The sequence below is a fragment of the Cryomorphaceae bacterium genome, assembly GCA_007695365.1.
Lineage (GTDB): Bacteria > Bacteroidota > Bacteroidia > Flavobacteriales_D > SKUL01 > SKUL01.
In genome coordinates, this window is the sequence record REDV01000108.1 from 1 (window position 1) to 25,420 (window position 25,420).

Consider the following 25,420-nt stretch of genomic DNA (forward strand, 5'->3'; position numbering starts at 1 on the left):
GATGCCAGAAACAACAGCCCCAGGTAAGAACCCCACACACCACCCATGTCGAGGTTGCCGCGGGGGTTACCAAGCAGGTAAAGGCTGTACACGTAAACAAGGGTAGGCAGAAGGGCGAGTATCACAAGAAACACACCGGCCAGGGTTTTGGCCAGAATGATTTGCATATCGCTGAGCGGACGGGTGTACAAAAGCTCTATGGTGCCGGTGCGCATTTCTTCCGAAAAGGTTCGCATGGTAATGGCCGGAATCAGGAACATAAATACCCACGGTGCAAGTGTAAAAAAAGGCTCCAGCTCGGCGTATCCCAGGTCCAGAACGTTGAAATCTCCCGGAAACACCCACAGAAACAGACCTGTGAGCACAAGAAACACCGCCATGGCAATGTAGCCGATGAGCGAACTCAAAAAACTCTTGATTTCCTTTAACAGCAGCGACAGCATGGTTTCGGGTAGTCTTGCCCTGCGGGCAGGTGGCCAAAATTACGGGTTTTAATCTGCAATGGCGGGTGATGGCAGCACCACGGCCGAACAAAGTTTGGGTATTTTTAACGTTTCTAAGGCATGATTTCAAGGCGGTTCACGGTCCAGGCCTCAGGGGCTTCGGCAAACCACATTTTGGTTTGTTTCCACACAATACCAAACAGCTCAGATTGTCTGTAAGCATCCAGATGTTCAGGAGTTTTCCAAAAGCTGTAAGTGAAAAATATTTCCGGATTTTGGTCGTCGCGCAGCAGTTCAAGATGCCTGCATCCCGCGCTGCTGCGGATGCTTTTTTTGTATGTTTGGAAATGGGCCAGAAAATCGTCGGTGCACTCCGGCCTGAATGTCATTTTTACGATTCGAGTGATCATTTGATTTCAATTCTGATGGGGTGTCCGATGCGCAAGCCCAGTAAACTGCGTGCACTGCCCCCCGTGGTTTCGGAGCCTCCGTTGATGGCAATTTCCAGTTGTCCGCCGGAGTTAAACAACGCCACGGCATCGCCCGGAGAAACGTTGTTGTAGGCATAGGAGATTTCGCGCAAAGGTGCCCGGTTGCCTCCTGAGATATACAGTTCAAAAGGTCTTGATTTTAAGGTGTCTCTGAAAAAACTTTTTGAAATATTGGAAACCGCGTTTCCGTAGCGGTCTATGTAAATGATGCTGCCGCGAATGGTGTTGCCGTTGGCAATGGGCTGCAGCGCACTGAGCTTGCGCAGTTGCTGGCGTTGCCGCCCAATGACCTCGGGTGTGCCGCCCCTTGCAAGGTGGCAGGCTGCTTTCACAAATACATCGCGCGTTGGGAAGGTCATGTCGTCAATGTCCTGGCTCAACTCAAGTTCAAAAATGCGGTCGGGGTGGCGGTCAAAAATCAATGAAAAGATGCCGTTGTCGGCTCCCAGAAAAAAATGACCGTCGTACTCCACGAGCACGTGCATCAGGTCTTCTCCCAAATCAATTTCGGGCTTCACGCCAATGATATGCACCGATTTTTTCGGAAAGTGGCGGAAAGCATTGCGCACAATAAACGCAGTTTGCTGAAGGTCAAAGGGGTCAATCTGGTGGGTGATGTCCACTATCCGGGCATCAGGAAGGGAACAATAGATGGAGCCCTTTACAGCGGCCACATAATGATCTTTCAGCCCCATATCAGATGTGAGGGTGATGATGGCCGGAAGCGAATTTTCGGTGGCGTTTGCCGCAGACAATGGCAGGTTTTTTAGTTACTTTGCGGTGTCAAAATTAGTCATTAATCAACGAAGGATTTTCTCCTTATTCATCCCGCCAAAGCCTTTGTCAGAGCGCAAATTTACCATTGATTCCGTTGAGCCCACCACACTGCTCGGTGTAAACAACCGGAATCTCAAAATCATCAAAAACTACTTCCCGAAACTCAAAATTGTGGCTCGCGGCCGGGAGATAACCGCTGTGGGCCCCGAAGATGAACTTGAGCGTTTCGACCAAAAGCTGCGCCTCTGCAAGGAATACATCCAAAGCTACAATCAGCTCAGCGCGGTGAACATCGAGAAAATCATGGTTGAAGACAACCTGAGCTTCGCCGATAAGGCCCGCTCCAACGAGGTGATTGTGCACGGTCACGGAGGCTTGCAGGTTAAGGCCAGAACTCCCAATCAGCGCAAGATGGTAGAGGCCGTAGATACACACGATATGGTTTTTGCTATCGGGCCTGCGGGCTCAGGAAAGACCTACACGGCGGTGGCGCTGGCAGTAAGAGCCTTGAAAAACCGAGAGGTGAAACGTATTATCCTTACCCGGCCAGCTGTGGAGGCCGGCGAAAACCTGGGTTTTTTACCCGGTGATTTGCGCGAAAAACTCGATCCCTACTTGCAGCCCCTTTACGACGCGCTGCGCGACATGATTCCGCCGGAAAAACTCAATGACCACTTTGAAAAAGGGGTGATCCAAATTGCACCGCTGGCCTTTATGCGCGGCCGAACCCTCGATAACGCATTTGTGATTCTCGATGAAGCCCAAAACGCCACCGAAGGGCAGCTCAAGATGTTCCTCACCCGAATGGGAAAATCAGCCCGCTTTGTGATCACGGGCGATATCACCCAGATTGACCTACCACCCAAACAGAAATCCGGACTTGTAAAAGCCATTGATGTGCTAGAAAACAAGGATGGAATTGCCATGATTTTTCTCGATAAAAACGACGTGATCCGTCACCGTTTGGTAAACGTTATCATCCAGGCATTTTCCTGATTCATTCCTATGAAAGCCCTTACAAGTACCCAATTTGATTTTCCCGGACAAACGGATGTGTATTACGGTAAAGTGCGCGACGTGTATCGTATCGCCAACGATCTGATGGTGATGGTGGTAACCGACCGGATATCGGCCTTCGACGTGGTGTTGCCAAGGGGTATACCCTACAAAGGGCAGATGCTGAATCAGTTGGCGTGGCACTTCCTGAAAGCAACCGAAGATATTGTTCCCAACTGGACCATCGCCTTGCCCCACCCCAACGTAACTGTGGGAAAGGCTTGCGAGCCGTACAAGGTGGAAATGGTTATCCGGGGCTACCTCACTGGCCACGCATGGAGGCAATACCGCGACGGACACCGGTCGCTTTGTGGGGTGCCCATGCCCGACGGGATGAAAGAAAACGACCCGTTCCCTGAGCCCATTATCACGCCCAGCACCAAGGCCTCGGAAGGCCACGACGAAGACATCAGTCGCGAAGAGATTATTGCACAAGGTATTGTGCCCGAAGCAGAATACGAGCAACTCGAACAGTACACGAGGGCTCTCTACAGGCGCGGAACCGAAATGGCCGCAGACAAAGGACTGATTCTGGTAGATACCAAGTACGAATTTGGTCGCCACCACGGGGAAATCCTGGTGATTGATGAAATTCATACCCCTGATTCATCGCGGTATTTTTACACCGAGGGATATGCGGAACGCCAGCAGCGTGGTGAGCCCCAGAAGCAGTTAAGCAAGGAATTTGTGCGTCAGTGGTTGATTGAAAATGGCTTCCAGGGTAAGGACGGTCAGCAAATCCCCGAAATGACCGACGATTTTGTGCAATCCGTAAGCAACCGCTACCGTGAGCTCTTTGAGAAAGTGAGCGGAAAGGTGTTTGTGCCGGCAGATTATGACAACATCGAGTCGCAGATTGAGAATGCTGTTACAGGCTCTTTTGCCCAAATTCTATAGCGTTTAGTAAGTCGCAATACTTCTGTTCATCACTCCAAAGCGATTTTTGACGTCCTTTTACATTTTTTTAAGGCCCTTTAAGGTGTTATTAAGGTTGCTTGAAAGTCCTTTGTGCGCTTTTTGAAACGGCGTGTGTGAAACGATTAAGATTTTTGTGGATGGTTTTGGGTTTGCTCGCCTGCATGCTGGTGGGGGCCCATGTACCTGCTATGGGCTCTGTTCATATTGAACCCGACACGCTGAAGCCCTACAAGGTTCGCCACGCCGAACCCATTTTTATTGACCTCATTCGCGACCTGGGCGCCCATAAAGGCGAGCGCGAATGGAACGTGGGTTTCGGGGCACATGACAAACGTAAACACACCGAGTATGAGCTTCTGGTTGAATACGAATGGGCTGTGATTGATCGCCTCGGACTTGAGATTGAGGTGCCGGTCACTCTTCGGGGCCCTGGCGCCAAAGACCCCAAGGAAGGCGAGCGAGGCAGCCGGGTAGAAAGCTTGAAGCTGGCAGCGCAATACACCTTTCTGGTTTCTGAGAAAACCCAAACCTCATTGGCTTTGGGTTATATTCACGAGTTGGAGTTTTCTGATTTCAAAAATTTTGGCCGACCGGTTTTTTACGGCAACCTGTACAACCCTTTCTTTGTGGCTGCTCAGCGCATAGGGCAGGACTTTCACAGCCTGATATATACAGGCCCGCGCATTCAGCAGCCTTTTGCTGAAAATGCTGTAGATGTTGGTTTTGAAATGCACAGTAACCTGCACTATATGTTCCCCCGGTCGCGGCACTTTGTGGGTGTTGAGGTGAACAAATACTACGAAAACCACTCATGGGATATCACCTTCCGTCCGCAGGTAAGGATTGCCATAGGAGACCATCTGCTGGTAGGGGTATTGATGGGTATTCCCACAGACCTGAAAAACGACGGTTACAGTGTTTTCACAAGGATAATATGGGAGCCCAGAGACCGCCGATGATTCTGTTTAATTTTGCCGACGCATGGTAAATTTCAGAATACCCTTTGTGCACGCATACAGCGTTGGCGCTTCAAGGATTTCCTTCAGGTTTTTGGTTTGTTTCATCCTTGCTTCATGCACCACAAGTTCATTCAGCCAAACCACTCCCGATACCACCGCCAAACCCACCAGACCCATTGAAGAACTCAAATACCAGCAGCAACCAGGATTGGCGCTGGCGGCTTCAAAGATTTTTTTCTCGGATAAACGATGGTCGATCAGTGGTTTTGGCGAATTTAACCAGGTGCCTGTTCAGGGTGGAGCCGGGCCTGAGCTTGGCGATATTGAGCTGTACTACAGTGGGCTTTACCGTTTGGCAACCTTTTTTGGCTACCGTCTTTCCGACAAGGTGATTTGGAACTCGGAGTTCCAGATTGAGTTTTTACACGACGGACTCAATCAAGCCCATCACGAAATTGTGATTGAGGCATTTGTTGACTTTTTGCTGGCTGATTATTTCAAAGCCCGCGTAGGTTTTTACCCGCTAACCATAGGCTACGTAAACAACCACGATGAGCCGGTGATGTTTTATTCGGTAAACCGCTCAGAGGTTGAGCGCCTGATAGTTCCTTCCACATGGATTGAGTTGGGCGTGATGTTTTACGGTAACATTACCAAGGACCTCAGCTATGTGTTGGGTGTGTCGCAAGGACTCAATTCTGCGCAGTACCTGGGTGGCACATGGGTGCGTCAGGGCCGCGAAATTCGGGTGGATGTGCCCCAAGCAGTGTCTATCAACCCCCAATTGGTGTACAATGGAATCAAGAACGTAGCCTTGAGTGTATCGGGGTATTTCGGAGAATCCGGTCAGGGAAACACGGTGCTGATCAACAACATGGATCGCCCTGTGCGCGCGCCCATTTCGCTGGGCACTGCCTACGCCACCTGGGAGCACAAGCAATGGCGATTAACCGCGGTTGGAGCCTACGGAACCCTCGGCAACACCGACCGAATTTACGCGCAAACCGCACTGGAGCAGGATGCCGGCCAGGTGCTGGGCTCCGAAGTGTTCGGATATCTGTTTGAAGCCGGCTACGACCTCCTGCCACACCTTCGCAGGGAGCCACAGGAGGAAAAGAAAAACTGGCTGGTACACAACAAAAAAATGAAACTGCCACTGTTTCTGCGATACGAACGCCTCAATACGCACCAAAACGTGCACGCCTCCCTGCAGGACTCGACCGAGTGCAAAATGATCTCGATATCATCACGGCGGGGATTAATTTTATGCCGCGCGAAAACATCACCATCAAAGGAAATTACCAGTGGCGCTATAACCGTGCTTCTCTTTCGCCCCGCGCAGATGTAGTGGAATTTGGCATCGGCTTTATCTTCTAAGGCGAATTTCAATGCGCTTAACTGCCCAAAAACAGGCATATTTGTAGCCAGTTTCAAAGCCTCTCACATGTCACGCGTTACCACCCTCAACGAGTTTATCATTGAACGACAAAAAGACTTTCCCTATGCTTCGGGAGAGCTTTCAAGGTTGCTGAGCGCCATGCGTTTGGCGGCAAAGGTGGTAAATCGCGAGGTGAACAAAGCCGGCCTTACCGAGGATATTCTGGGAGCCAGCGGCACCGAAAATGTGCAGGGCGAATCTCAGCAAAAACTGGATGTGTACGCAAACATCCAGTTTATCCAGGCCATGAAAGCGCAAGGTGAGGTGTGCGGTATCGGTTCCGAAGAAAATGACGACTTCATTGCCTTTGACAACCCCTTGTGCAACAGCGGCCATTATGTGGTTTTAATGGATCCCCTCGACGGCTCCTCAAACATTGATGTAAACGTCTCCATCGGAACGCTGTTCTCTATTTACCGCAGGGTTTCACCCGTAGGAACGCCTGCTGTGCTCGAAGATTTCCTGCAACCCGGAAGCGCACAAGTTGCTGCAGGTTACGTAATCTACGGCTCCAGTACCATGCTTGTGTACACCACCGGCCACGGGGTGAACGGATTTACGCTCGACCCCTCCATCGGAGTGTTTTGTCTCTCACATCCCGATATGAAGTTTCCCGAAAACGGAAAAATCTACTCCGTGAATGAAGGCAATTACGGAGATTTCAATCCGGGTGTGCAGGCCTACATTGACTACTGCAAGGCCCACGACCCCGAAACCAAACGACCATATACCGCGCGCTACATCGGCTCGCTTGTGGCAGATTTTCACCGCAACCTGATCAAGGGCGGCATCTATATGTACCCGTCAACCACAACCAAACCCAAAGGTAAATTGCGCTTGCTTTACGAAAACAACCCGTTGGCCATGATTGCCGAACAGGCAGGCGGCAAGGCATCAACAGGCACAGGCCGCGTGCTGGATGTAAAGCCCGAAGAGCTTCATCAGCGTACGCCGCTTTACATCGGCTCTGCGGCTATGGTTGAAAAGCTGGAGGAAATGATTCGCGAATACCGAAAGTCCGAGCAGTTCTAGCATGGATGTTTCCCATCTGCTACAACGCTATCGGGAAGATGCTCGCACTGCGCAGTTGCTTCAATCGGTGCTGCAATCCGACGCCCGTGTTCATCTCAAAGGTCACGCAGGATCTTTCGCAGCGCTGCTGCTGCTGGCTGCCTTTCTGGAGCAAAAAAAGCATTGGGTAATTCTGCTCGAAGACAAAGAGCAGGCAGCCTATTTTCACAACGACCTCGAAGGTTTGCTGCAGCGTGAAGGAAGCGTACTTTTCTTTCCGGAATCTTCCAGGGCACCCTATACTCCCTCCCTCAACGACAACGCCCAAATTGCCATGCGCGCCGAGGTGCTCAATACCCTGGCCCGCGCGCGAAGCCCCCACCTGGTGGTGAGCTATCCTGAAGCCCTCGCCGAAAAGGTGGTCAACAAAAAGGCACTCAAAAGCAATACCTATCGCATCAAAAAAGGCGATAACTACAACCTTGAATTCCTCCATGAAGTAATGCACAGCCTGGGTTTTGAACTGCAGGAATATGTGTACGAACCCGGCCAGTACGCGGTGCGCGGCGGAATTGTGGATGTTTTTTCATTTGCCAATGAGTACCCTTATCGCATGGAGCTTTTTGGTGATGAGGTGGATTCCATCCGTATGTTCAACCCGGTAGATCAGCTCTCGGTGAAACAGGTAAACAGCTTTGAAGTAGTTCCCAACGTGAGCGCACATATCAGCGCTGAATCCTACGAGAGCCTGCTGGATTTTACCGAAGACATTGTGGTGGCTGTGCACGGAGCAGCCCTGGTAACCGAACGCGTGGAGCAGTTCTGCCAACGCGCCGCGCAGCAGTTCGAATCCATACAAAGTCCCTTGACGCACCAGCCCCCGGATGTGCTTTTTCTAACCGGGGCGCAGTTGCAAAATGCCCTCGAACCCTTACCTCTGATTGACTTTGGTTTACAAGGAGATGCTCAAAGCGACGAGGTGCTCAACGTGGGTGTTCGTCCGCAGCCGGGGTTCAGCAAGAATTTTGAAATGCTGGCCCAAAACCTGCGGGAAAACGAGGAAGGAAAACTGGTCAACCTTATTTTCAGCAACAACCCGCGGCAACACGATCGCCTCAAGCGCATTTTTGAAGATATTGAGCAGGCAGCGCATTTCACCCCTATACCACTTGCGCTACACGGAGGTTTTATTGACCCCGCCCAGCATATCGCAGCCTACACCGATCACCAGATTTTTGACCGCTACCACCGTTTCAGGCTCAAAGAGGGTTACCAGAAAAACAAACAAGCGCTTACCATCCGAGAGCTAAATAGCTTGCAACCGGGCGATTACGTAACCCACATTGACCATGGGGTGGGTGTGTTTTCGGGTCTTGAAAAAATCATGGTAAACGGCAAGGAACAGGAGGCCATCCGGCTCAAGTACCGCGACAACGATCTTCTCTACGTGAGCATTCACTCGCTTCATCGTATTTCGAAGTACGCGGGCAAAGACGGCTCAGTGCCCAAAGTGCACAAACTGGGCTCAGGAGCGTGGGCAAAGAGCAAGGCCAAAACCAAATCGCGCGTAAAGGAAATTGCCTACGACCTGATAAAACTCTACGCCAAACGAAAAGCTTCACAGGGTTTTGCCTTTTCGCCCGACAACTACCTGCAAACCGAACTGGAGGCATCTTTCATTTACGAAGACACCCCCGACCAGGTAAAGGCCACCCGCGATGTAAAGGCAGACATGGAGAGTCCGTCGCCCATGGATCGCCTGATTTGTGGCGATGTAGGCTTCGGAAAAACCGAAATCGCCATTCGCGCGGCATTCAAAGCCGTGTGCGATAGCAAGCAGGTAGCTGTGCTGGTACCTACCACCGTACTTTCGTTACAGCACTATAAAAACTTCAGTGAACGTTTGCGCGATTTTCCCTGTAAGGTTGACTACATCAACCGCTTCAAAAGTGCCAAAGCCCAAACCGAAACTTTAAAGAAACTCGCTGCGGGCGAGGTGGATATTCTCATTGGAACCCACAAGCTTGTGGGCAGCAGGGTGAAGTTTAAAGACCTCGGTTTGCTGGTGATTGACGAAGAGCAGAAATTCGGGGTAGGCGTTAAAGACAAGCTAAAAACCATGCGCGAGCACGTGGATACCCTTACCATGACAGCTACGCCCATTCCGCGTACGCTGCAGTTTTCCATGATGAAGGCACGCGACCTGAGTATCATCAGCACACCCCCGCCCAACCGGCACCCCGTCCTTACGGAGGTCAGGAGTTTTGCGGAGGAGTGGATTGCCCAAGCCATTCAGTACGAAGTGAGCAGGGGAGGGCAGGTGTTCTTCGTAAACAACAAAATTCAGAACATAGGCGAAGTAGCAGCCATGATTACGCGTATTTGCCCGGGTGTAAAGGTGGGTATCGGCCACGGTAGAATGGCTGGCGATGAGCTGGAGCAAATGATGCTCGACTTTATGGACGGCCTCTTTGATGTGCTCGTAGCCACCACTATTGTAGAATCGGGAATTGATATTCCCAATGCCAATACCATGATTATCATGGATGCGCACAAGTTCGGGTTGAGCGATTTGCACCAGTTGCGCGGACGCGTAGGCCGCTCAAGTAAAAAGGCATTTTGTTACCTTATTGCGCCTCCGGTGCAGCATCTGAATGACGAGGCCCGCAAGCGCCTGCAGGCCATTGAGCAGTTTTCCGATTTGGGCAGCGGTATCAACATTGCCATGCGCGATTTGGATATTCGCGGTGCCGGCGATTTGCTGGGTGCCGATCAAAGCGGCTTTATTTCGGATGTGGGATTTGACACCTACCAGAAGATATTGGATGAGGCCATCCAGGAGCTGAAGGAAACCGAGTTCAAAGACCTCTACCTCGGCGAGCCATCCGAACAGGTTACAAATGATTGCGCGCTGGAAACCGATTTCGAAATTCTCATCCCCGACGATTACATCGTGGATACCACAGAGCGCCTGCGTATTTACCGCGAGCTGGACGACTTATCCAACCGCGAAGATCTGCTGGCCTACCGAAGCAATATGGAAGACCGATTCGGGCGGATACCCAAGCCTACCGCCGACCTCTTCCGCGCTATTGAACTGCGCTGGATGGCGCAGCGCATAGGGTTTGAGAAACTCGTGCTCAAAGGGGGCAAGCTCATTGGGCATTTTGCCGCCGACGAAGACAGCCCTTATTTTCAGTCAGAAGCATTTTCGCAGGTGCTCAAGGTGGTGCAACACCAACCGCGCGATTACAAGATGTATGAGAAAAACGGCAAGTTGCGCTTGTCGTATCCCTCGGTTACTTCAATTGACGAGGCGATAAACGTCCTCAACCCGATGTTGCGGGTGCCACAGACTTCGTAAAGGATGCTGGTTGGCTTGTGGGTTTTGACAACGAGTTCCGAGGTTTTTGGGAGAAGCGATGGCGTGATGATTTACCCTTCCTTTGGTACGTAGATGTAGTTGACTACCGGAGTTTGTTTCGGCTGCCTCCGCGGAGAAGTTCGTCGAATCACAAAATGTGGATGCCGCACCACATTGGGATGGACCAGTCTCATTTTTTCGAGGGCCAGCCTTTTCTGCTCGTTCATTTCGTCAATTTGCCATTGATACACCCTGGGCTGAGGACCTTGTTTGCGATAAAGCCAGGCCAGTGCCACACCGGTAAGCGCTCCCCAAAGGTGACCTTCCCAACTTACTCGCTCCTGAAACGGGAAAACACCCCACACCATACTTCCGTACAAAAAGGCAACAACCAACGAAATGGCAATCATACGGTTGTCGCGGCGAAACATGCCGCTGAAAAAGATAAATGCCGCTAAGCCGTAAACCACACCACTGGCCCCGATGTGGTAATTCTGCCGCGCCGAAATCCATATAAACAGGCCGCTTAGCACGTAAATGAGCAACATGGTTCGAACCGCCAGCGAGGGATAGAAGAAAAACAGTGTAAAAGTAAGCACCAGCAGCGGAATGGAGTTGTTGAACAGGTGCTCTAATGATCCGTGTATCAATGGGTAAAAGGCAATGCCGCGCAGGCCTGTAACATCTCGGGGCAGCACACCAAAACGACTGAGGCGCAACTGAAACTCGCGGTCCACGAAGAAAATCAACGCCAGCACCATCACAATGACGAGGGCAATCATAAAGCTGCCAATCATTTTATTTCTCTGCCGTTGATCCATTCTCTGTCGCTTTTTTCGCAATGATGCCCTAAATTTACCCCAAACCACGCAATCATCATGAGATTCAGGTTACACAAGTACTTTCTGGCTGCGCTGCTTTTGTGCTATGGAAGCGCTGTAGCCCTTGCTGCCAGCCCCGCACATGAGCGTGGTGCTGAACCGCAATACCAACACCAAACCATGCAGGGTAGTTTCTCCATCTTTCATTTGCTGATGCTGGAGCGCATTCCTGCCGACACCCTGCAAGCTGCCACGCGTCGTGAGCATGTGGGAACAGAATCTACTTCATGCCCCGCTGCTTCTTGATGGTTTCGTAGGCCTCCTGCACTTTTTGAAACTTCTCAGTTGCAGCTTTGCGGTGCGCCTCACCGAGGTGACTCAACTTATCGGGATGGTATTTTACGGCCATGTTGCGGTAGGCTTTTTTCACCTCCGCATCGGCAGCACTGGATTCAATCTCAAGTATTTTATAGGCTGAATGCGGGTCCTGATAGAACATGGCCCGTATGGATGCAAAATCTTTCGGACTGATGCCCAGGTGAGCGGCAATCTGCTCAATGAGATTGGCCTCCTGCGACGACACGTTACCGTCGGCGCGTGCAATGCCAAAAAGGTAATGAAGCAACTGCAAACGAAGTGGGTGCTCCATGTTGTAGCGAATCTGCGCACACACCTCGAGTACCTGGATGTCTTTTTGAAGGATGTCGCGCAAAACCGGAAGCAAACGCTGCACTTCTGAATCGGGAAACTGCCGGCGCAAAAATGCCTTTACATACTCCAATTCTGAGCGCAGTACTTTGCCGTCGGCTTTCATCACCGCTGCCGACAACACCAGCAAACTCATGGTAAAATCGGATGCTGTGGTGCGGTGCCTGAACCCTTGTGTGCCCTGCCCACCGCGCACCACTTTTACCTGGGTTTCGTCCACCATCGAGCCGATGGCAAAGCCGAGCAGGGCCCCAATCGGCCCACCGATGGCCCAACCGAGCCCGCCTCCAATCCATTTGGCAAATTTGGCCATCTCAAGCTAAGGTGCTACCAGCTACCGCCGGCGCCCCCTCCGCCAAAACCACCGCCCCCAAATCCTCCGAAGCCGCCGCCACCTCCACCGCCAAAGCCACCTCCAAAGTGACCCCGACCGCTTGAGAAGTTGCCAAACGCTCCACCGTGCGTAGTGCGCGAGTTCAAAATCAACATCATGGCCGTCCAAAAGGCCACGTCGTTTACCATTGAGTATTTCCAGGCCGACGAAACCGGCCCAACCATGAAAAACAAAATCAGCAAAAAGGCAAAAATCAACCCTACTACCAGCGGGTCATCCCCTTTGGCCTGCCGGTAATCTTCTGCGTTGATTTCACCTTTGGCGAGTTTCATCAACACGTTCGTGGCCGCCTCAACTCCGCCGGCGTAATCATCGTTGCGAAAATGCGGGAGCATTTCCTGATCGACAATCCGGCGCGCAATGGCGTCGGGAATGGCTCCTTCCAGCCCGTAACCTACGGCAATAAAGGTTTTCCGCAATTTCGGACTTACCAGCACCACCACGCCGTTGTCGAACTCCTTCAGGCCCACGCCCCACGAATGCCCTATTACCGTGGCGTACTCCATGGGCTCCAGGCCACAAAGGTCGTTGGTGAGCACCACCACCATCTGGTTGCTGGTTTCGCGACTGAAAGTTACCAGTTGTTGCTCAAGAGCCGCAGCACGATCTTTGGGCAATACGCCTGCATAGTCATTCACCAGGCGATTCTGGGATTTGGGCAGACAATCATTGGCTAATACCGTTGCTGTGAAAAGCACTGCAAGGATCAACAGGCTATGTCGAAGAAAATTCATTTAGCTGTTTCCGAATGAAATGTCATCGCTGAGTTCGTTTTCACCGCCTTTGTCTTCGAAGGGAAAATGGGTGCTGAGTTGCTCTCCCGCCAGGTGCAGGGCTTCCACCAGTCCATCGGCATAGCGATTCTCCTTGAAGTGGGCTACCATGGTGTCGCGCACCTTATCCCAAAATCCCTGCGGAACCACTTTGTTGATTCCGGCATCGCCCAAAATGGCAAGCTGGTGGTCTTTTACAGCGATGTAAAACAGCACGCCGTTTCGCTGACGGGTTTCCTGCATGCCGAGTTCGTCAAAGATAAATGCGGCATGGTCGAGCACGTCTTCGCGGCAGTGGTTTTCGAGGTGCACCCGGATTTCGCCGGAAGTATTGCGCTCGGCTGCCTTAACGGCTTCTACCACGCGCTCTTTTTCTTCGGGGGTGAGGAAGTCGCGGATGTCCATCAGTCAAAGCTTACCTGGGGTGCAACTTCGGTTCCGGCGGCTGCTTCAAAATATCCTTTGCGCTCAAAGCCAAACCACGAAGCGTAAAATACCCTCGGAAACTTACGGATATAACCGTTGTAATCGCCTACGTTTTCATTAAAGCGGTTACGGGCCACCGTGATGCGATTCTCCGTACCCTCCAACTGCGCCTGAAGTTCCAGGAAGTTCTGGTTGGCTTTAAGTTCAGGATAGCGCTCTACGCTAACGAGCAACCTCGATAAAGCCGAGCTGAGTCCTGCCTGCGCCTCTTGAAAGCGCTCAATGGCTTGCGGAGTGAGATTGTCGGCGTTTACCTGCACCGAGGTGGCTTTGGCGCGGGCCTCAATGACTTGCGTGAGTGTTTCCTGCTCAAAATCGGCATAGCCTTTTACGGTATTCACCAGATTGGGAATCAGGTCGGCGCGCCGCTGGTACTGCGCCTCCACGTCGGCCCAGGCCTTGGCAATGGATTCATCTTTCTGTACCATGGCGTTGTAACCGCACGATTGCAGGGAGCCCACAAGGCCCACCAGTGCAAGGAGATAAAACAGTCGTTTCATGTGTATTATTGGGTTTGAATCATTTGGGTGCTGCGGTCAATAAACTTCTTGAGGGCCTCGCCTTTGAGCAGTCCGCCGGCCAGCATGGCAAGATCCACTACCTGTCGCGACAGCTCTTCTTTGCGGGCTTCGTCGCTCTCTTTCATGATGTCGGTAACAATGGGGTGGTTGGCGTTTACCACAAGGTTATACATCTCCGGAAAAGCCCCCATCAATCCGGCGCCGCCCAGCATTTGCTGTTCTTTCATGCGGCGCATAAACTCGCTTTGAGTTACCTGCACCGGCGCGTCTTTTTCGCTCAGATTCTGAAACACCACCATAAACTTTTCGGCGTTTACAACCTGCTCAAAAACAGGCTTGAGCGCGTCTTTTTCCTCGTCGGTGAGTTTGGAGGGTGCCTCGTCGTCTTTGCGAATGAGCTGGTCAATGCTGTCAGAATCAACGCGGGTAAACGACATATTGCTGTGTTTCTGCTCCAGTTTCGACACAAAATGCGGGGTAAGCGGGCTTTCCAATAGCATCACCTCGTAACCGCGGTCGCGGGCTGCTTCAATCGCCGCATACTGATCGTCGACGTTGGCAGCGTACAACACCACCAACTTGTTGTCTTTGTCGGTTTGGGTGGCTTTCAGATCGTTCTGAAGCTCTTCCAGTGTGCGGTACTTTCCGTCGGTGTTTTTGAAGAGCACAAACTTTTCGGCGCGCTCGTAAAACTTGTCGTCGCTAAGCATTCCGTACTCGATAAACACCTTGATATCTTCGAACTTGGCGGCAAAATCCTCGCGGTCTTTGCGAAACATTTCGGCCAGTTTATCAGCCACCTTCTTGGTGATGTGGTTGGAAATCTTTTTCACGTTGGCATCGCTCTGCAGGTATGATCGCGACACGTTTAGCGGGATGTCAGGGGAGTCAATCACACCGTGCAGCAGGGTGAGAAACTCAGGAACGATATTCTCCACATTGTCGGTGATAAACACCTGGTTGGAGTAGAGGTTGATTTTGTTCTTCTGCACCTCCACGTTGTTTTTCAAGCGCGGGAAGTAGAGAATCCCCGTGAGGTTAAATGGAAAATCTACGTTCAGGTGAATGTGAAACAGCGGCTGGTCGAATGAAAGCGGGTAGAGCTCGCGGTAAAATTTCTGGTAGTTCTCGTCGCTCAGGTCGGCGGGTTTGCGCGTCCAGGCAGGTTGGGTATTGTTGATTTGATTGGGAACCTCAACCGACTTGTATTTCGTTTTCCCTTCGTCGTCCTTGCCGTCTTCTTCCTGCTCGGTGCGCGTTCCGAAAATCACGGGTACCGGCAGAAATTTGCAGTATTTATTGAGGATTTCGCTGAGGCGGCCTTCGCTCAGGAACTCCTCCGAATCTTCCGCAATGTGGAGCACCACGTCGGTTCCCTTGGTTTTCTTGGTGGCCGATTCCATGGTAAAGTTGGGGCTACCGTCGCAGGTCCAAACCACCGCTTCGGAGTTGGGCTTTTGAGATCGGGTGATGATTTCAACTTTCGATGCTACCATAAAGGCCGAATAAAACCCGAGCCCGAAGTGCCCGATGATGCCCTCACTTTTGTCTTTGTATTTGTTCACGAACTCTTCGGCACCGCTGAAGGCTATCTGGTTGATGTACTTGTCAATTTCTTCGGCTGTCATACCGATTCCGTAGTCGCGTACGGTAATGGTTTTGGCCTTTTCATCGAGCAGCACCTCTACTTTGAGCTTGTCGAGGTTGCCCTTCATTTCGCCCAGATTGCTCAGTGTTTTAAGCTTCTGAGAGGCATCTACAGCGTTGGATACCAGCTCACGAAGAAAAATTTCATGGTCGGAATAGAGGAATTTCTTGATAATCGGAAAGATGTTTTCCGTTTGAACATTGATGCTTCCTTTCACAGTTTCCATGGTGTATTGAATTTTGTTTAAAATGGCTTCGGTGCGCTTGTCAATTGTTGTTCCAAGGGGCAAAATGCTGACAAATTGGCTATGCGTGGTGGAAAATTGTCACGTTGCGACTTTTCCCTGCGCGGATGACATTGCGCAATCAAGCAAAAAGCATTACCTTCGTTCAAATGAGAAATAATATTATCGAATGAAGAGCGAGTCCGCAAAATCCCGAGCTGAAAAGCGCTACAGCAGGCTAGCCAGAATACTGGGCAGCAGTGCGCGGAAGAGTAAAATTGACAACTCATTCGATTTTATTGCCATTGCTCAGCGCGGGGTAAAAGCCGATGCCATTCACAACTTCCGCACGCATTTTAACATTCCGCGCGACAAGGCCGCGACTTTTTTGAACGTTTCCGAACCTACGATTTACCGATGGGTTCGCGACAATCGCACCATGGACCGCAACCACGCCGTGCAACTAATGGAGCTGACAGACCTATTTCTTTTTGGTATTGATGCCTTTGGCAGTGCTGAGTCTTTTTTCAGTTGGCTGGAACTTCCGAATCAGGCACTAGGGGGCATGATGCCGGAGGAGCTTCTGGAAATCCCCGGCGGTATTGCAAGGGTACGGGAGCTTATTGGCCGAATTGAATACGGAGTGTACAGCTAAGATGCGTGTTTACCGGATTGTACAGGCCCGACACGCGGGCGGCCTGAGTGGAATGGGCGCAGCGCAGTATCCCGGTCGCTGGAACAAAAAAGGAACACCTGTTCTTTACACCGGCACCACGATTGAAATCGCCCTGTTGGAGGTGGTGGTCAATCTACCACCGATGCTTCATCCGTCTTTGGAGCTCGTTACCCTCAAAATTCCCGACGACTCTATAGGTGCTATGGGAATCAAAGGCCTACCCAAACATTGGCACCGCTATCCCGCGCCGACCGAACTGGCTGAATTGGGTCAACATTGGGTGGATGAGGGAAAATACCTCGCCTTGCAGGTGCCCAGCAGTGTGGTGTATAGTGCGGTAAATATCGTGCTCAACTGTCGCCATCCGCGTTTTGCAGAAGTGGGAATGGAATCGCGCAAACCTTTTCCGCTGGATCCGAGGCTGCTCAAAACGTGATAGTCCATCAGAAAATCCAGTAATATTGCAACATGGAACAAGCCCTGATTCGAAAAGGAGTACCCCGCGATTTACCGGCCACCCTCGATTTGATTCGCGAATTGGCGGTGTACGAAAAAGCCCCCGAGGCGGTGATAACCACGGTGGAGAGCATGGAAAAGGACGGCTTTGGACCGGATAAGGTGTTTGACCTCTGGGTGTGTGAGCTCCGCGGCGAAATATTAGGCATTGCCCTATGCTATGTGCGCTACAGCACGTGGAAGGGGCGATGTATGTACCTCGAAGACCTCGTGGTGCGCGAGGCACATCGCGGTAAAGGTTATGGTGCCTTGTTGTTTGAGGAAGTGATGCGCGAAACCCGCAGAAGGGGCTATGCACAAATGCAGTGGCAGGTTCTCGACTGGAATGAACCCGCACTCAATTTTTACCGGAAATACGGTGCCACGCTCGATGGTGAATGGATAAACGGAATACTGACCCAACAAGACATCGAAGGTGCAGGTTTTTAAATTCGGTGGTGCCTCGGTAAAAGACGCTGAAGCCGTACGCAACGTGCTGCGCGTGCTGCAATCGCAACCTGCAGACAAGCTCGTGATTGTGGTTTCGGCCATGGGCAAAACGACCAATGCGCTGGAAAAAGTGTGGAACTTTCGGGAAGAAGGCAAAACCGAAGATGCCCTCGCACAAATGGAGGAATCGGTGGAGTTTCACAATGATATTGCTGCGGAGCTTTTTCCTGGCGACGACTCCGTACACGAGCGTGTGGCGCGCATCTGGTCGGAGCTTCGCGAGCGCGTTCAAACCCGCCCTGCAGAAAACCGCGACTTTTCATACGACCAGATTGTATCAAACGGCGAGCTCGTAAGCACCACCATCGTGAGTGCGTGGCTCAACCTTCAGGGTTTTGGCAACACCTGGCTGGACGCCCGCAAACTCATCTGCACCGATTCGGTGTATCGCGAGGCGGGTGTAAACTGGAACAACAGCACGCAGGCAATTAACCACGCGTGGACCCACGTGCAGCCTCACCCCAACGGCAAAGTGGCCGTTACACAAGGTTTTATCGGTTGCGACTCGCACGGCTACACCACCACGCTGGGCCGCGAAGGCTCGGACTACACAGCGGCTATTCTGGCCTTTGCGCTCCAGGCCGATAGCGTTACCATCTGGAAAGACGTGCCCGGAATGCTCAACGCCGATCCCAAGTTTTTTGAAAACACCCAACGACTAGCGCGTATTTCTTACAAAGAGGCTATTGAGCTGAGCTACTACGGCGCGTCGGTCATTCACCCCAAAACCATCAAGCCGCTGCAAAATGCCGATATTCTGTTGTATGTGCGTTCATTTCTGGAGCCCACTTCTCCGGGAACCGAAATCCAGTCAACCACAACAGATGATGCGCTGATTCCGTCCTACATTTTCAAAGACGATCAGGTACTGATTTCCATATCACCCCGCGACTTCTCGTTTATCGTGGAGGAAAACCTGTCGCACCTTTTTGGATTGCTGGCCCGCGAGCGCATTCGGGTAAACCTGATGCAGAACTCGGCTTTGAGTTTTTCGGTGTGCGCCAACCGCGACCCGCACAGGATTCAGCGACTGCTTTCGGCACTAGAGCACGATTACATGGTGCGCTACAACGAGCCCGTTACGCTCATCACCATACGGCATTATACGGAGCCGGTAATTCGCGAACTGCTGGCCGGCAAGGAAATACTCGTAGAGCAACGAAGCCGGAGTACGGCCCGTTATGTGGTTCGCAACTAAGTTCTTGCTGCTTTATTTCAGCGTAATCACCGTGCGGAAGGAGTTGTCGCCGTCAAGGGCAAGGATGTAGCTTCCGCGTGCCAGGTTTCCGGTTTGCAGCATGATTCGGTCGCCCTGAAGCTGATCTTCCATCACGGTTTGTCCGTTCATGTTAACAAGGCGCAGCATGTAGATTCCCGGGGTGGTGAGCTCCACCTGTACCATGCTTGTGGCGGGATTGGGAAACACGTTCACGTCTGTTTTGTCAAGCTCTTCTACGGACACCCCTGAACAAGCTTCTTTGAGACTATCAAACCAAAACAGGATACCGAAAAGTGAAGGCTGGGCACAGGCGTTGTGATCGAGTGCTCCGCCATCCATAAGCTCTACGTCCTGCGCGCCATTTGCAATCATCACAGCGTGGGTAAACAGGCTGTTTTCATGAAACACCTGCTGATCCTCCGTGCAGTAGTACAGGCGCATGGGGTGCTGCGGCGCCCAATCGTAGCGGTCGTTGTCTTCGAGAGCTACACGCATCGGGTGGGCGGGGTCGTTGATAAAGGCTTCCAGCTCGTCGGGCTGAATAATCAGGCTGGGAACATCGGGCATTTCAGCCGCAATTTGTCCGCCGGTAAATTCTCCGTTAAACATGGGAGGCAGCACTTCGTCATAGGGCGACAGCAAAAAATCAGACGGCTCGTTAAAGAGGTTGCCATACGCGTGCTGATAGCTGAAAATCACATAGGGCAAATATTCAGGAGATGCATAAGGCTCCGGAGATGCCATCGGGGTAGCTTGGATGTCGCTCAGGTCATAAGGCCCTGATGCGGGAGCCGAAGCCGTGACAGTAAATTCATCGCTGAGGTTGGTTTCCATCTCATACACGGTGGCCATGGCGGCATGTCCGCCCTGAGAGTAACCGGTGATAAAAAGCTGACCATTCAGGGCTATATTCTCCGCTTCGCAGTACTCTCTTGCCGCACGGATAAAGTCAATATTGGCGCTGGCTTCGGTATCTGCGTGCACGTAGGGATGCATCCCGGGAGAATCGCCGAGGCCAATGTAATCAGGCAACAAGCCTAGAAAACCGTATGCCCCCATAAAACGGCCCACCAACGCCTCGCCACTATTGTAGCTGGGCACATCGGTTTTGAGGTACACTGTGCCGTGGTTGTATACTGATATGGGAAAATCGCAGCCGGGTAGGTCGGGAACAAACATGGCTCCCGAGGCGATGGTTGGTTCGCCGTGGGCATCGGTGGTGTTGTAGATCACCTTGTACATGTTCACACCATTCTGGGCGCCAAATACGCCCTGGAGGGTGAGTTGGCTGGCTGTCCAGGAAAACATGAGTTCTGTGCTCACAAGGTGTTGCGCCTGTGCGCATAGGGACGTTATCATGCCGAAGGCAAGGAGGGTAAAGTTTCTTCGCATCATCTTTGGTGGTTAACAGGTTTTACTTCTGCGCCTGAAAGTACTGCAAAATTTTTTGCCCGAGAAATGCCGACAGTTTGAAGTGCGATTCGTGCGTCCAGCCAGCCACATGGGGTGAGAGTATGACATTCTCAAATTGAATAAGTTGAGTCCAATTCTCCTGCTGAATTCCGGTCTGCACCTTTTCAAAAGAGCTTCCTTCGTATTCAAGCACATCCAGGCATGCTCCACCCACTTTACCCGATTGCAGAGCGCGCACCAAAGCAGCGGTTTCCACCACCTTGCCGCGTGCGGTGTTGATGATGATGACCCCATCTTTGCAGCGTTGGGCAAAGGCATGGTTGAAGTAGTAATGAGTCTCCTCCGTAAGCGGAACATGAAAGCTGATCACGTCTGCGCGCTGCTGCAAGACTTCAAGGGGCACGGCGTCAATGCCGGGGGGCAATTCGCGGCGGTATTTGTCGTAAGCGATGATACCGCAGCCAAAGCCTTGCAGTTTTTCGGCGAAGGCGCTGCCCATTTGCCCGCATCCGATGATGCCCACGGTGAGGCTTCGCAGCTCGGTTCCCCGGTTTTCGGCGCGTCGCCAAACGCCCTGTCGCACTTCCATGTCGGCGCGTTTAAGGTGATTCAACAGCATCAGCAGCATTCCGGTAGCATGCTCGCCCACGGCGTCGCGGTTGGCTTCGGGTGCGCTGAAGACCGCCACATCTCTGCTCCGCGCGTGGTCCACATCAATGTTTTCGAGACCGGCACCTGCCCGGGCAATGAATTTCAGATCGGGAGCGCTGTTGAGCAGCTCTTTGTTGATGGGAATGCGGCTTCGAATCACCAGGCCGTGTACACCTGCGAGCTGCTGCATGATTTCCGAAGCCGTGCCGCTAGTATTGTGTGCACAGTGAAATCCCGCACCGGTGAGCATTTGCTCCAGTTCCGGGTGTACAGTATCAAGAAAGAGAATGTTCATGCCAGATTAAAGAATTGCCGCGCAATCATAAAGTAGATGGCCAAACCAATAATATCGTTGCTCGTAGTGATAAACGGACCTGTGGCTACAGCGGGGTCAATTTTAAAGCGATTGAGCATGAGCGGCACAAAGGTTCCGAAGAGTGCGGCGAAAATAATCACCGAAAAAAGAGCCAAACCTACGGTGAAGCCCAGCCGCATCGAATCTTCAAACACAATGTTGTAGGTCAATACGATACTGGCACAAATGGCTCCACTCACAATGGCAACAACCAACTCTTTGAGCAAACGCGGCAGCAGTTTCTGCATGTCGATGGAGCTATTGGCCAGCCCCTGCACCACAATGGCCGACGATTGAACCCCTACGTTTCCACCCATGGCCGCAATCAGGGGCATAAACAGGGCGAGCTGGGTAATTTTGGCAATTTCAGCTTCGTACACGCTGATGACATTGGCCACGAGGAGCCCTCCCATCAGACCGATCACCAACCAGGGTAGGCGAGCACGGGTTACTTCAAGGATGGTATCGCTTACGTCCACCTTATCCGAAAGACCTGATGCCATTTGGTAATCGCGTTCGGCCTCTTCTTTCATGATATCTACCACGTCGTCAATGGTGATTCGACCCAGTAGTCGTCCGGCTTCGTCCACCACGGGTAGGGCCACGAGGTCGTATTTTTCCATGATTTTGGCGGCTTCCTCAGCGCTTTCCTGGGCGCGGATAAAGATGGGGGCCTCTTTGGTGGCCACATCCTTAAAGGTAGCCCGCACCGAACTTGGGTTAAACACCATCTGCTTGAGAGATAGGGTTCCGATAAGTTTTTCCTGCTCGTTTACCACGTAGATGGTGTACACTTCATTGACCTCTTCGGCCTGTTTGCGCATTTCGCGGATACCCTGTGCGATGGTCCAGTCTTCGTGCACCATGACCAGCTCTTTGGCCATGATACCCCCGGCAGAGTCTTCGGGGTAACGCATCAATTGGCGGATATCGTCGGCCTGCTCGTCATCTTCCAGAAGGCTCATCACCTCCTGCTGCTGTTTTTCGGGCAGTTCGGAGATAAGGTCGGCAGCGTCGTCGGAGTCAATCTCGTCGATAATCTGGCGGGCGATTTCCTCGGAGCTCAGGCTGCTCAGAACGGCCTCGCGCCAGTCTTCATCCAGCTCCAGAAATACATCGGCGCGTTTTTCCCGGGCCACCAGTTCAAAGAAATCGCGCGCGTGTTCATCGCGGAACTGCTGCATGATTTCGGCCACATCAGCAGGGTGCAAATCGGCAATAAGCGCAGCCACGGCCACTTTGTTGCCGTTGTCGAGATGGTTCTGGATTTCCTCGATAAACGCTTTAGTCAGTTCGAACTGCATGTTGCCCTATTCACGTGCTTTGTGCGGAGGCCAAATGTACAAAAAGGAAAGGTTGGGGGTGGGGGATTGAGGCTGCACTGAGTGCTTAAGACCTTTGTACATGATAATCGGAGGGGCCGTGGCGAATGGCTTAAGTCAAAACACTGTTAGCCTGATCTATGTGCGGTTTCTGGCTCATGCGTAATGCTACTTTGAAGTGCGCCCAGCAAGGCAAATGCATATTCAATGTCAACATCTAATTTCCTCGCACATTCTTTTGAAATGGCCGATTTGGATGCATCTTCCAGATGTGTTTCCAGTATTGCCAACACTGGGTTGGAGAAAGGTTCGGAATTTTTAGCGTACAATCTGTAATTCATAACAGGCTTGTGCTGGATGGGACTCAAAAGAATACTGTTCACCACCAAGCACAAAGGCTGCATCACCCCTTTGCGAGGGCTTGTTTGCGGGTAGAAACGAGGCTTATAAAAGTGTAACTCCTTTTGGGATTCGTCGCCCACAGCCACACTCATCACCCAAGATTGTTAACCCGCCGCGCTGCTGTGCGCTTTTACCTTGGTGCCCACCATCTCAACGGCGGTTTCCTCGATGGCTTGCTGGTCATAACCGCATTCGTGGTAGAGTTCAGACTGGGAGCCGTGCTCAATGTAGCGGTCGGGAATTCCGAGGCGTTTTACCTCTGCCTGGTAGCCGTGATCGGCCATAAACTCCAGTACCGCACTACCCACACCGCCCTGAATGCAACCGTCTTCTACCGTAATAACCTTGTTGAACTTTGAGAAAACCTCGTGCAGCATCACCTCGTCCAGGGGCTTGGCAAAACGCAGGTCGTAGTGGGCAGCCGAGATACCTTTTGCTTCCAGTGCTTCGGCAGCTTTGAGCGCCTCATTGCCAATGGGGCCAATGGTGAGAATGGCAATATCTTCGCCGTTTCGCACCTTGCGTCCGGTTCCGATTTTGATCTTCTTAAAAGGCGTTTTCCAGTCGGTCATCACGCCCTCACCCCGCGGATAGCGAATGGAGAAAGGCCCCATATTCTCTTGCTGAGCGGTGAACATCAGGTTGCGCAGTTCGGATTCGTTCATCGGAGAGGATACGATCATATTCGGAATGCACCGAAAATAGGCCATGTCGTACACCCCATGATGCGTGGGCCCGTCGGCACCTACCAAGCCACCACGGTCAAGGCAAAAGACTACGTTCAGGTTTTGGATAGCCACGTCATGCACTACCTGGTCGTATGCGCGCTGCATAAACGACGAGTAGATGTTGCAAAAGGGCACCATGCCCTGCGTAGCCATTCCGGCGGAGAAGGTTACTGCGTGCTGTTCGGCAATACCCACGTCAAAAGCGCGGTCGGGCATGGCCTCCATCATGATTTTCAGCGAGCAACCCGTAGGCATGGCGGGGGTTACTCCCACAATTTTGTCGTTTTGTTCTGCCAGCTCAACCAAAGTGTATCCAAATACATCCTGGTACTTTGGAGGCTTGGGACTTTTAGGAACCACCTTGATGATTTCACCGGTGTCCTTGTTAAAAAGGCCCGGAGCGTGCCAGGTGGTGGGACTGCCCTCTTCGGCGGGTTTGTAGCCCTTGCCTTTTTTGGTAACGCAGTGCAGGATTTTAGGTCCGGGAATGTCTTTCAGGTCTTCGAGTACTTTGGCGAGGTGCACCACATCGTGGCCATCAACCGGGCCAAAGTAGCGGAAGTTGAGTGATTCAAAAAAGTTACTCTGCTTCAGAAGGGCCGTTTTAACCGCGTTCTCCACCTTTTGCACAATGCTTTGCGCGTTGGGGCCAAAGCTGCTGATTTTTCCAAGCAGGTTCCATACTTCATCCTTTACCTTGTTGTAGGTGTGGGAGGTGGTGATGTCGGTGAGGTATTCTTTCAAAGCACCCACATTGGGGTCAATGCTCATGCAGTTGTCATTGAGGATCACCAGCAGGTTGGAGTCCATTGCGCCACCGTGGTTCAGACCTTCAAAGGCCAGTCCGGCAGTCATGGCCCCATCGCCGATTACGGCCACGTGCTGGCGGGGATCGTTTTTGAGTTTGTTTGCCACGGCCATCCCGAGCGCCCCTGAGATGGAGGTGGAGCTGTGTCCCACGCCAAATGTATCGTACTCACTTTCTGTGCGTTTCGGGAAACCACTGATCCCTTTGTAAATACGGTTGGTGTGGAACACTTTTCTTCGGCCGGTGAGGATTTTGTGCCCGTACGCCTGGTGGCCCACGTCCCACACAATCTGGTCTTCGGGGGTATTGAATACGTAGTGGAGGGCCACGGTAAGTTCTACCACACCGAGGCTTGCGCCAAAGTGACCGCCCTTTACAGACACTACATCGATGATAAAATCACGTAGTTCCTTACTGATCTCTGGTAGGTCTTCAACGTCGAATTTTTGTCGCAGGTCCTGCGGAAACTCAATTTGTGAGAGGTGCTTTCCTGCTTTGATTTCTTCCATGGTAGGCGCTTTGGAATAAAAAACAAAAGTACCATTTTATTGTTCGTGGCGCTTGATCATTGGGGATGTGGTTGAGCTTCCTTACCTGGTTAATGCGAGCTGAGGTTTCTTCACTTCAGGTTCAACTCACAAGCTTTGCATCGTGAATGATCGGCTTTTGGCCGGGTTGGTGGACCCATCCCCGGCCCTTCCCTCGCGAGGGAAGGGTGCGCGAATGACATTATTAGATTATCACATTTCCGTTTCGCGGACGAAATCCTGTCCGAGGAAATAAAGTTCTTAAAGTACCAAAAATGAATTC

The 25,420-nt window shown here is 51.9% G+C and carries 24 protein-coding genes and 1 pseudogene; 12 read left to right on the forward strand and 13 right to left on the reverse strand.

What is annotated here, in order from left to right; all coding sequences use genetic code 11:
- From EA392_11620 to EA392_11630, 3 genes are all read right to left on the reverse strand, one after another.
- The coding region (locus EA392_11620) for a gliding motility-associated ABC transporter permease subunit GldF (protein TVR37898.1) at positions 1-443 on the reverse strand (443 nt) is incomplete at its 3' end.
- A 113-nt stretch (positions 444-556) separates the two neighbouring features.
- Positions 557-853 (reverse strand): antibiotic biosynthesis monooxygenase, encoded by a 297-nt coding sequence (locus EA392_11625; GenBank protein TVR37877.1) that lies wholly within the window; start codon positions 851-853, stop codon positions 557-559.
- Entirely contained in the window at positions 850-1,629 is a 780-nt protein-coding gene (locus EA392_11630) for a hypothetical protein (GenBank protein TVR37878.1), read from the reverse strand. Before EA392_11630 ends, EA392_11625 begins: the two co-directional genes overlap by 4 nt.
- Before the next feature lie 19 nt (positions 1,630-1,648).
- On the opposite strand from EA392_11630, the gene EA392_11635 reads away from it, so the two are divergent.
- The 6 genes from EA392_11635 (at position 1,649) to mfd (ending at position 10,457) form a co-directional block, all read left to right on the forward strand.
- On the forward strand, positions 1,649-2,707 hold the full coding sequence (locus EA392_11635) for a PhoH family protein (GenBank protein TVR37899.1): 1,059 nt from the start codon (positions 1,649-1,651) through the stop codon (positions 2,705-2,707).
- Between the two features lie 9 nt (positions 2,708-2,716).
- Positions 2,717-3,664 (forward strand): phosphoribosylaminoimidazolesuccinocarboxamide synthase, encoded by a 948-nt coding sequence (locus tag EA392_11640; GenBank protein TVR37879.1) that lies wholly within the window; start codon positions 2,717-2,719, stop codon positions 3,662-3,664.
- A 158-nt stretch (positions 3,665-3,822) separates the two neighbouring features.
- The gene (locus EA392_11645; protein TVR37880.1) at positions 3,823-4,644 is read left to right on the forward strand and encodes a phosphoribosylformylglycinamidine synthase; all 822 of its coding nucleotides are present in this window, start codon (positions 3,823-3,825) and stop codon (positions 4,642-4,644) included.
- A gap of 22 nt (positions 4,645-4,666) precedes the next feature.
- Positions 4,667-5,992, forward strand: coding sequence for a porin (locus tag EA392_11650; protein ID TVR37881.1), 1,326 nt, complete (start codon positions 4,667-4,669; stop codon positions 5,990-5,992).
- A 96-nt stretch (positions 5,993-6,088) separates the two neighbouring features.
- Complete coding sequence (locus EA392_11655; protein ID TVR37882.1) at positions 6,089-7,114, forward strand: class 1 fructose-bisphosphatase; 1,026 nt, start codon at positions 6,089-6,091, stop codon at positions 7,112-7,114.
- A 1-nt stretch (position 7,115) separates the two neighbouring features.
- Complete coding sequence (gene mfd / locus EA392_11660; protein TVR37883.1) at positions 7,116-10,457, forward strand: transcription-repair coupling factor; 3,342 nt, start codon at positions 7,116-7,118, stop codon at positions 10,455-10,457.
- Between the two features lie 71 nt (positions 10,458-10,528).
- On the opposite strand, the gene EA392_11665 is transcribed toward mfd, so the two are convergent.
- On the reverse strand, positions 10,529-11,278 hold the full coding sequence (locus EA392_11665) for a rhomboid family intramembrane serine protease (protein ID TVR37884.1): 750 nt from the start codon (positions 11,276-11,278) through the stop codon (positions 10,529-10,531).
- Between the two features lie 57 nt (positions 11,279-11,335).
- On the opposite strand from EA392_11665, the gene EA392_11670 reads away from it, so the two are divergent.
- On the forward strand, positions 11,336-11,584 hold the full coding sequence (locus EA392_11670) for a hypothetical protein (GenBank protein ID TVR37885.1): 249 nt from the start codon (positions 11,336-11,338) through the stop codon (positions 11,582-11,584).
- Here EA392_11670 and EA392_11675 read toward each other — a convergent pair.
- The gene (locus EA392_11675) at positions 11,559-12,299 is read right to left on the reverse strand and encodes a molecular chaperone DnaJ (GenBank protein TVR37886.1); all 741 of its coding nucleotides are present in this window, start codon (positions 12,297-12,299) and stop codon (positions 11,559-11,561) included. The genes EA392_11670 and EA392_11675 overlap by 26 nt on opposite strands.
- 18 nt (positions 12,300-12,317) lie before the next feature.
- Between EA392_11675 and EA392_11680 the strand changes: the two are divergent.
- A pseudogene (locus EA392_11680) lies at positions 12,318-12,410 on the forward strand (energy transducer TonB).
- Positions 12,411-13,114: 704 nt separating this feature from the next.
- On the opposite strand, the gene EA392_11685 reads toward EA392_11680, so the two are convergent.
- The 3 genes from EA392_11685 to htpG are packed head-to-tail and all read right to left on the reverse strand — an operon-like array spanning position 13,115 to position 16,034.
- Positions 13,115-13,558 (reverse strand): TPM domain-containing protein, encoded by a 444-nt coding sequence (locus tag EA392_11685; protein TVR37887.1) that lies wholly within the window; start codon positions 13,556-13,558, stop codon positions 13,115-13,117.
- On the reverse strand, positions 13,558-14,139 hold the full coding sequence (locus tag EA392_11690) for a LemA family protein (protein ID TVR37888.1): 582 nt from the start codon (positions 14,137-14,139) through the stop codon (positions 13,558-13,560). The genes EA392_11685 and EA392_11690 overlap by 1 nt, the downstream gene beginning before the upstream one ends.
- Positions 14,140-14,144: 5 nt before the next feature.
- Positions 14,145-16,034, reverse strand: a complete 1,890-nt coding sequence (gene htpG, locus EA392_11695; GenBank protein ID TVR37900.1) for a molecular chaperone HtpG — start codon at positions 16,032-16,034, stop codon at positions 14,145-14,147.
- A 187-nt stretch (positions 16,035-16,221) separates the two neighbouring features.
- On the opposite strand from htpG, the gene EA392_11700 reads away from it, so the two are divergent.
- From EA392_11700 to EA392_11715, 4 genes are read left to right on the forward strand one after another with little or no spacing between them, the layout of a single operon-like run.
- Positions 16,222-16,686 carry a DUF2384 domain-containing protein gene (locus EA392_11700; GenBank protein TVR37889.1) on the forward strand — a complete coding sequence of 155 codons (465 nt, stop codon included), beginning with the start codon at positions 16,222-16,224 and terminating at the stop codon, positions 16,684-16,686.
- 1 nt (position 16,687) lies between these two features.
- Positions 16,688-17,143 (forward strand): RES domain-containing protein, encoded by a 456-nt coding sequence (locus EA392_11705; GenBank protein TVR37890.1) that lies wholly within the window; start codon positions 16,688-16,690, stop codon positions 17,141-17,143.
- Positions 17,144-17,175: 32 nt separating this feature from the next.
- A complete protein-coding gene (locus EA392_11710; GenBank protein TVR37891.1) occupies positions 17,176-17,652 on the forward strand; it encodes a GNAT family N-acetyltransferase in 477 nt (158 codons plus the stop codon).
- The gene (locus tag EA392_11715) at positions 17,639-18,910 is read left to right on the forward strand and encodes an aspartate kinase (GenBank protein ID TVR37892.1); all 1,272 of its coding nucleotides are present in this window, start codon (positions 17,639-17,641) and stop codon (positions 18,908-18,910) included. The genes EA392_11710 and EA392_11715 overlap by 14 nt, the downstream gene beginning before the upstream one ends.
- Positions 18,911-18,922: 12 nt before the next feature.
- On the opposite strand, the gene EA392_11720 is transcribed toward EA392_11715, so the two are convergent.
- The 5 genes from EA392_11720 to EA392_11740 all read right to left on the reverse strand — a co-directional run bounded on the left by EA392_11720 (position 18,923) and on the right by EA392_11740 (position 25,119).
- Positions 18,923-20,326 (reverse strand): T9SS C-terminal target domain-containing protein, encoded by a 1,404-nt coding sequence (locus EA392_11720; protein ID TVR37893.1) that lies wholly within the window; start codon positions 20,324-20,326, stop codon positions 18,923-18,925.
- Between the two features lie 19 nt (positions 20,327-20,345).
- On the reverse strand, positions 20,346-21,290 hold the full coding sequence (locus EA392_11725; protein TVR37894.1) for a hydroxyacid dehydrogenase: 945 nt from the start codon (positions 21,288-21,290) through the stop codon (positions 20,346-20,348).
- Positions 21,287-22,654, reverse strand: a complete 1,368-nt coding sequence (gene mgtE / locus EA392_11730; GenBank protein ID TVR37895.1) for a magnesium transporter — start codon at positions 22,652-22,654, stop codon at positions 21,287-21,289. Before mgtE ends, EA392_11725 begins: the two co-directional genes overlap by 4 nt.
- Before the next feature lie 146 nt (positions 22,655-22,800).
- A complete protein-coding gene (locus EA392_11735; GenBank protein ID TVR37896.1) occupies positions 22,801-23,166 on the reverse strand; it encodes a hypothetical protein in 366 nt (121 codons plus the stop codon).
- A gap of 12 nt (positions 23,167-23,178) precedes the next feature.
- Complete coding sequence (locus EA392_11740; protein ID TVR37897.1) at positions 23,179-25,119, reverse strand: 1-deoxy-D-xylulose-5-phosphate synthase; 1,941 nt, start codon at positions 25,117-25,119, stop codon at positions 23,179-23,181.
- Positions 25,120-25,420 lie beyond the last annotated feature (301 nt).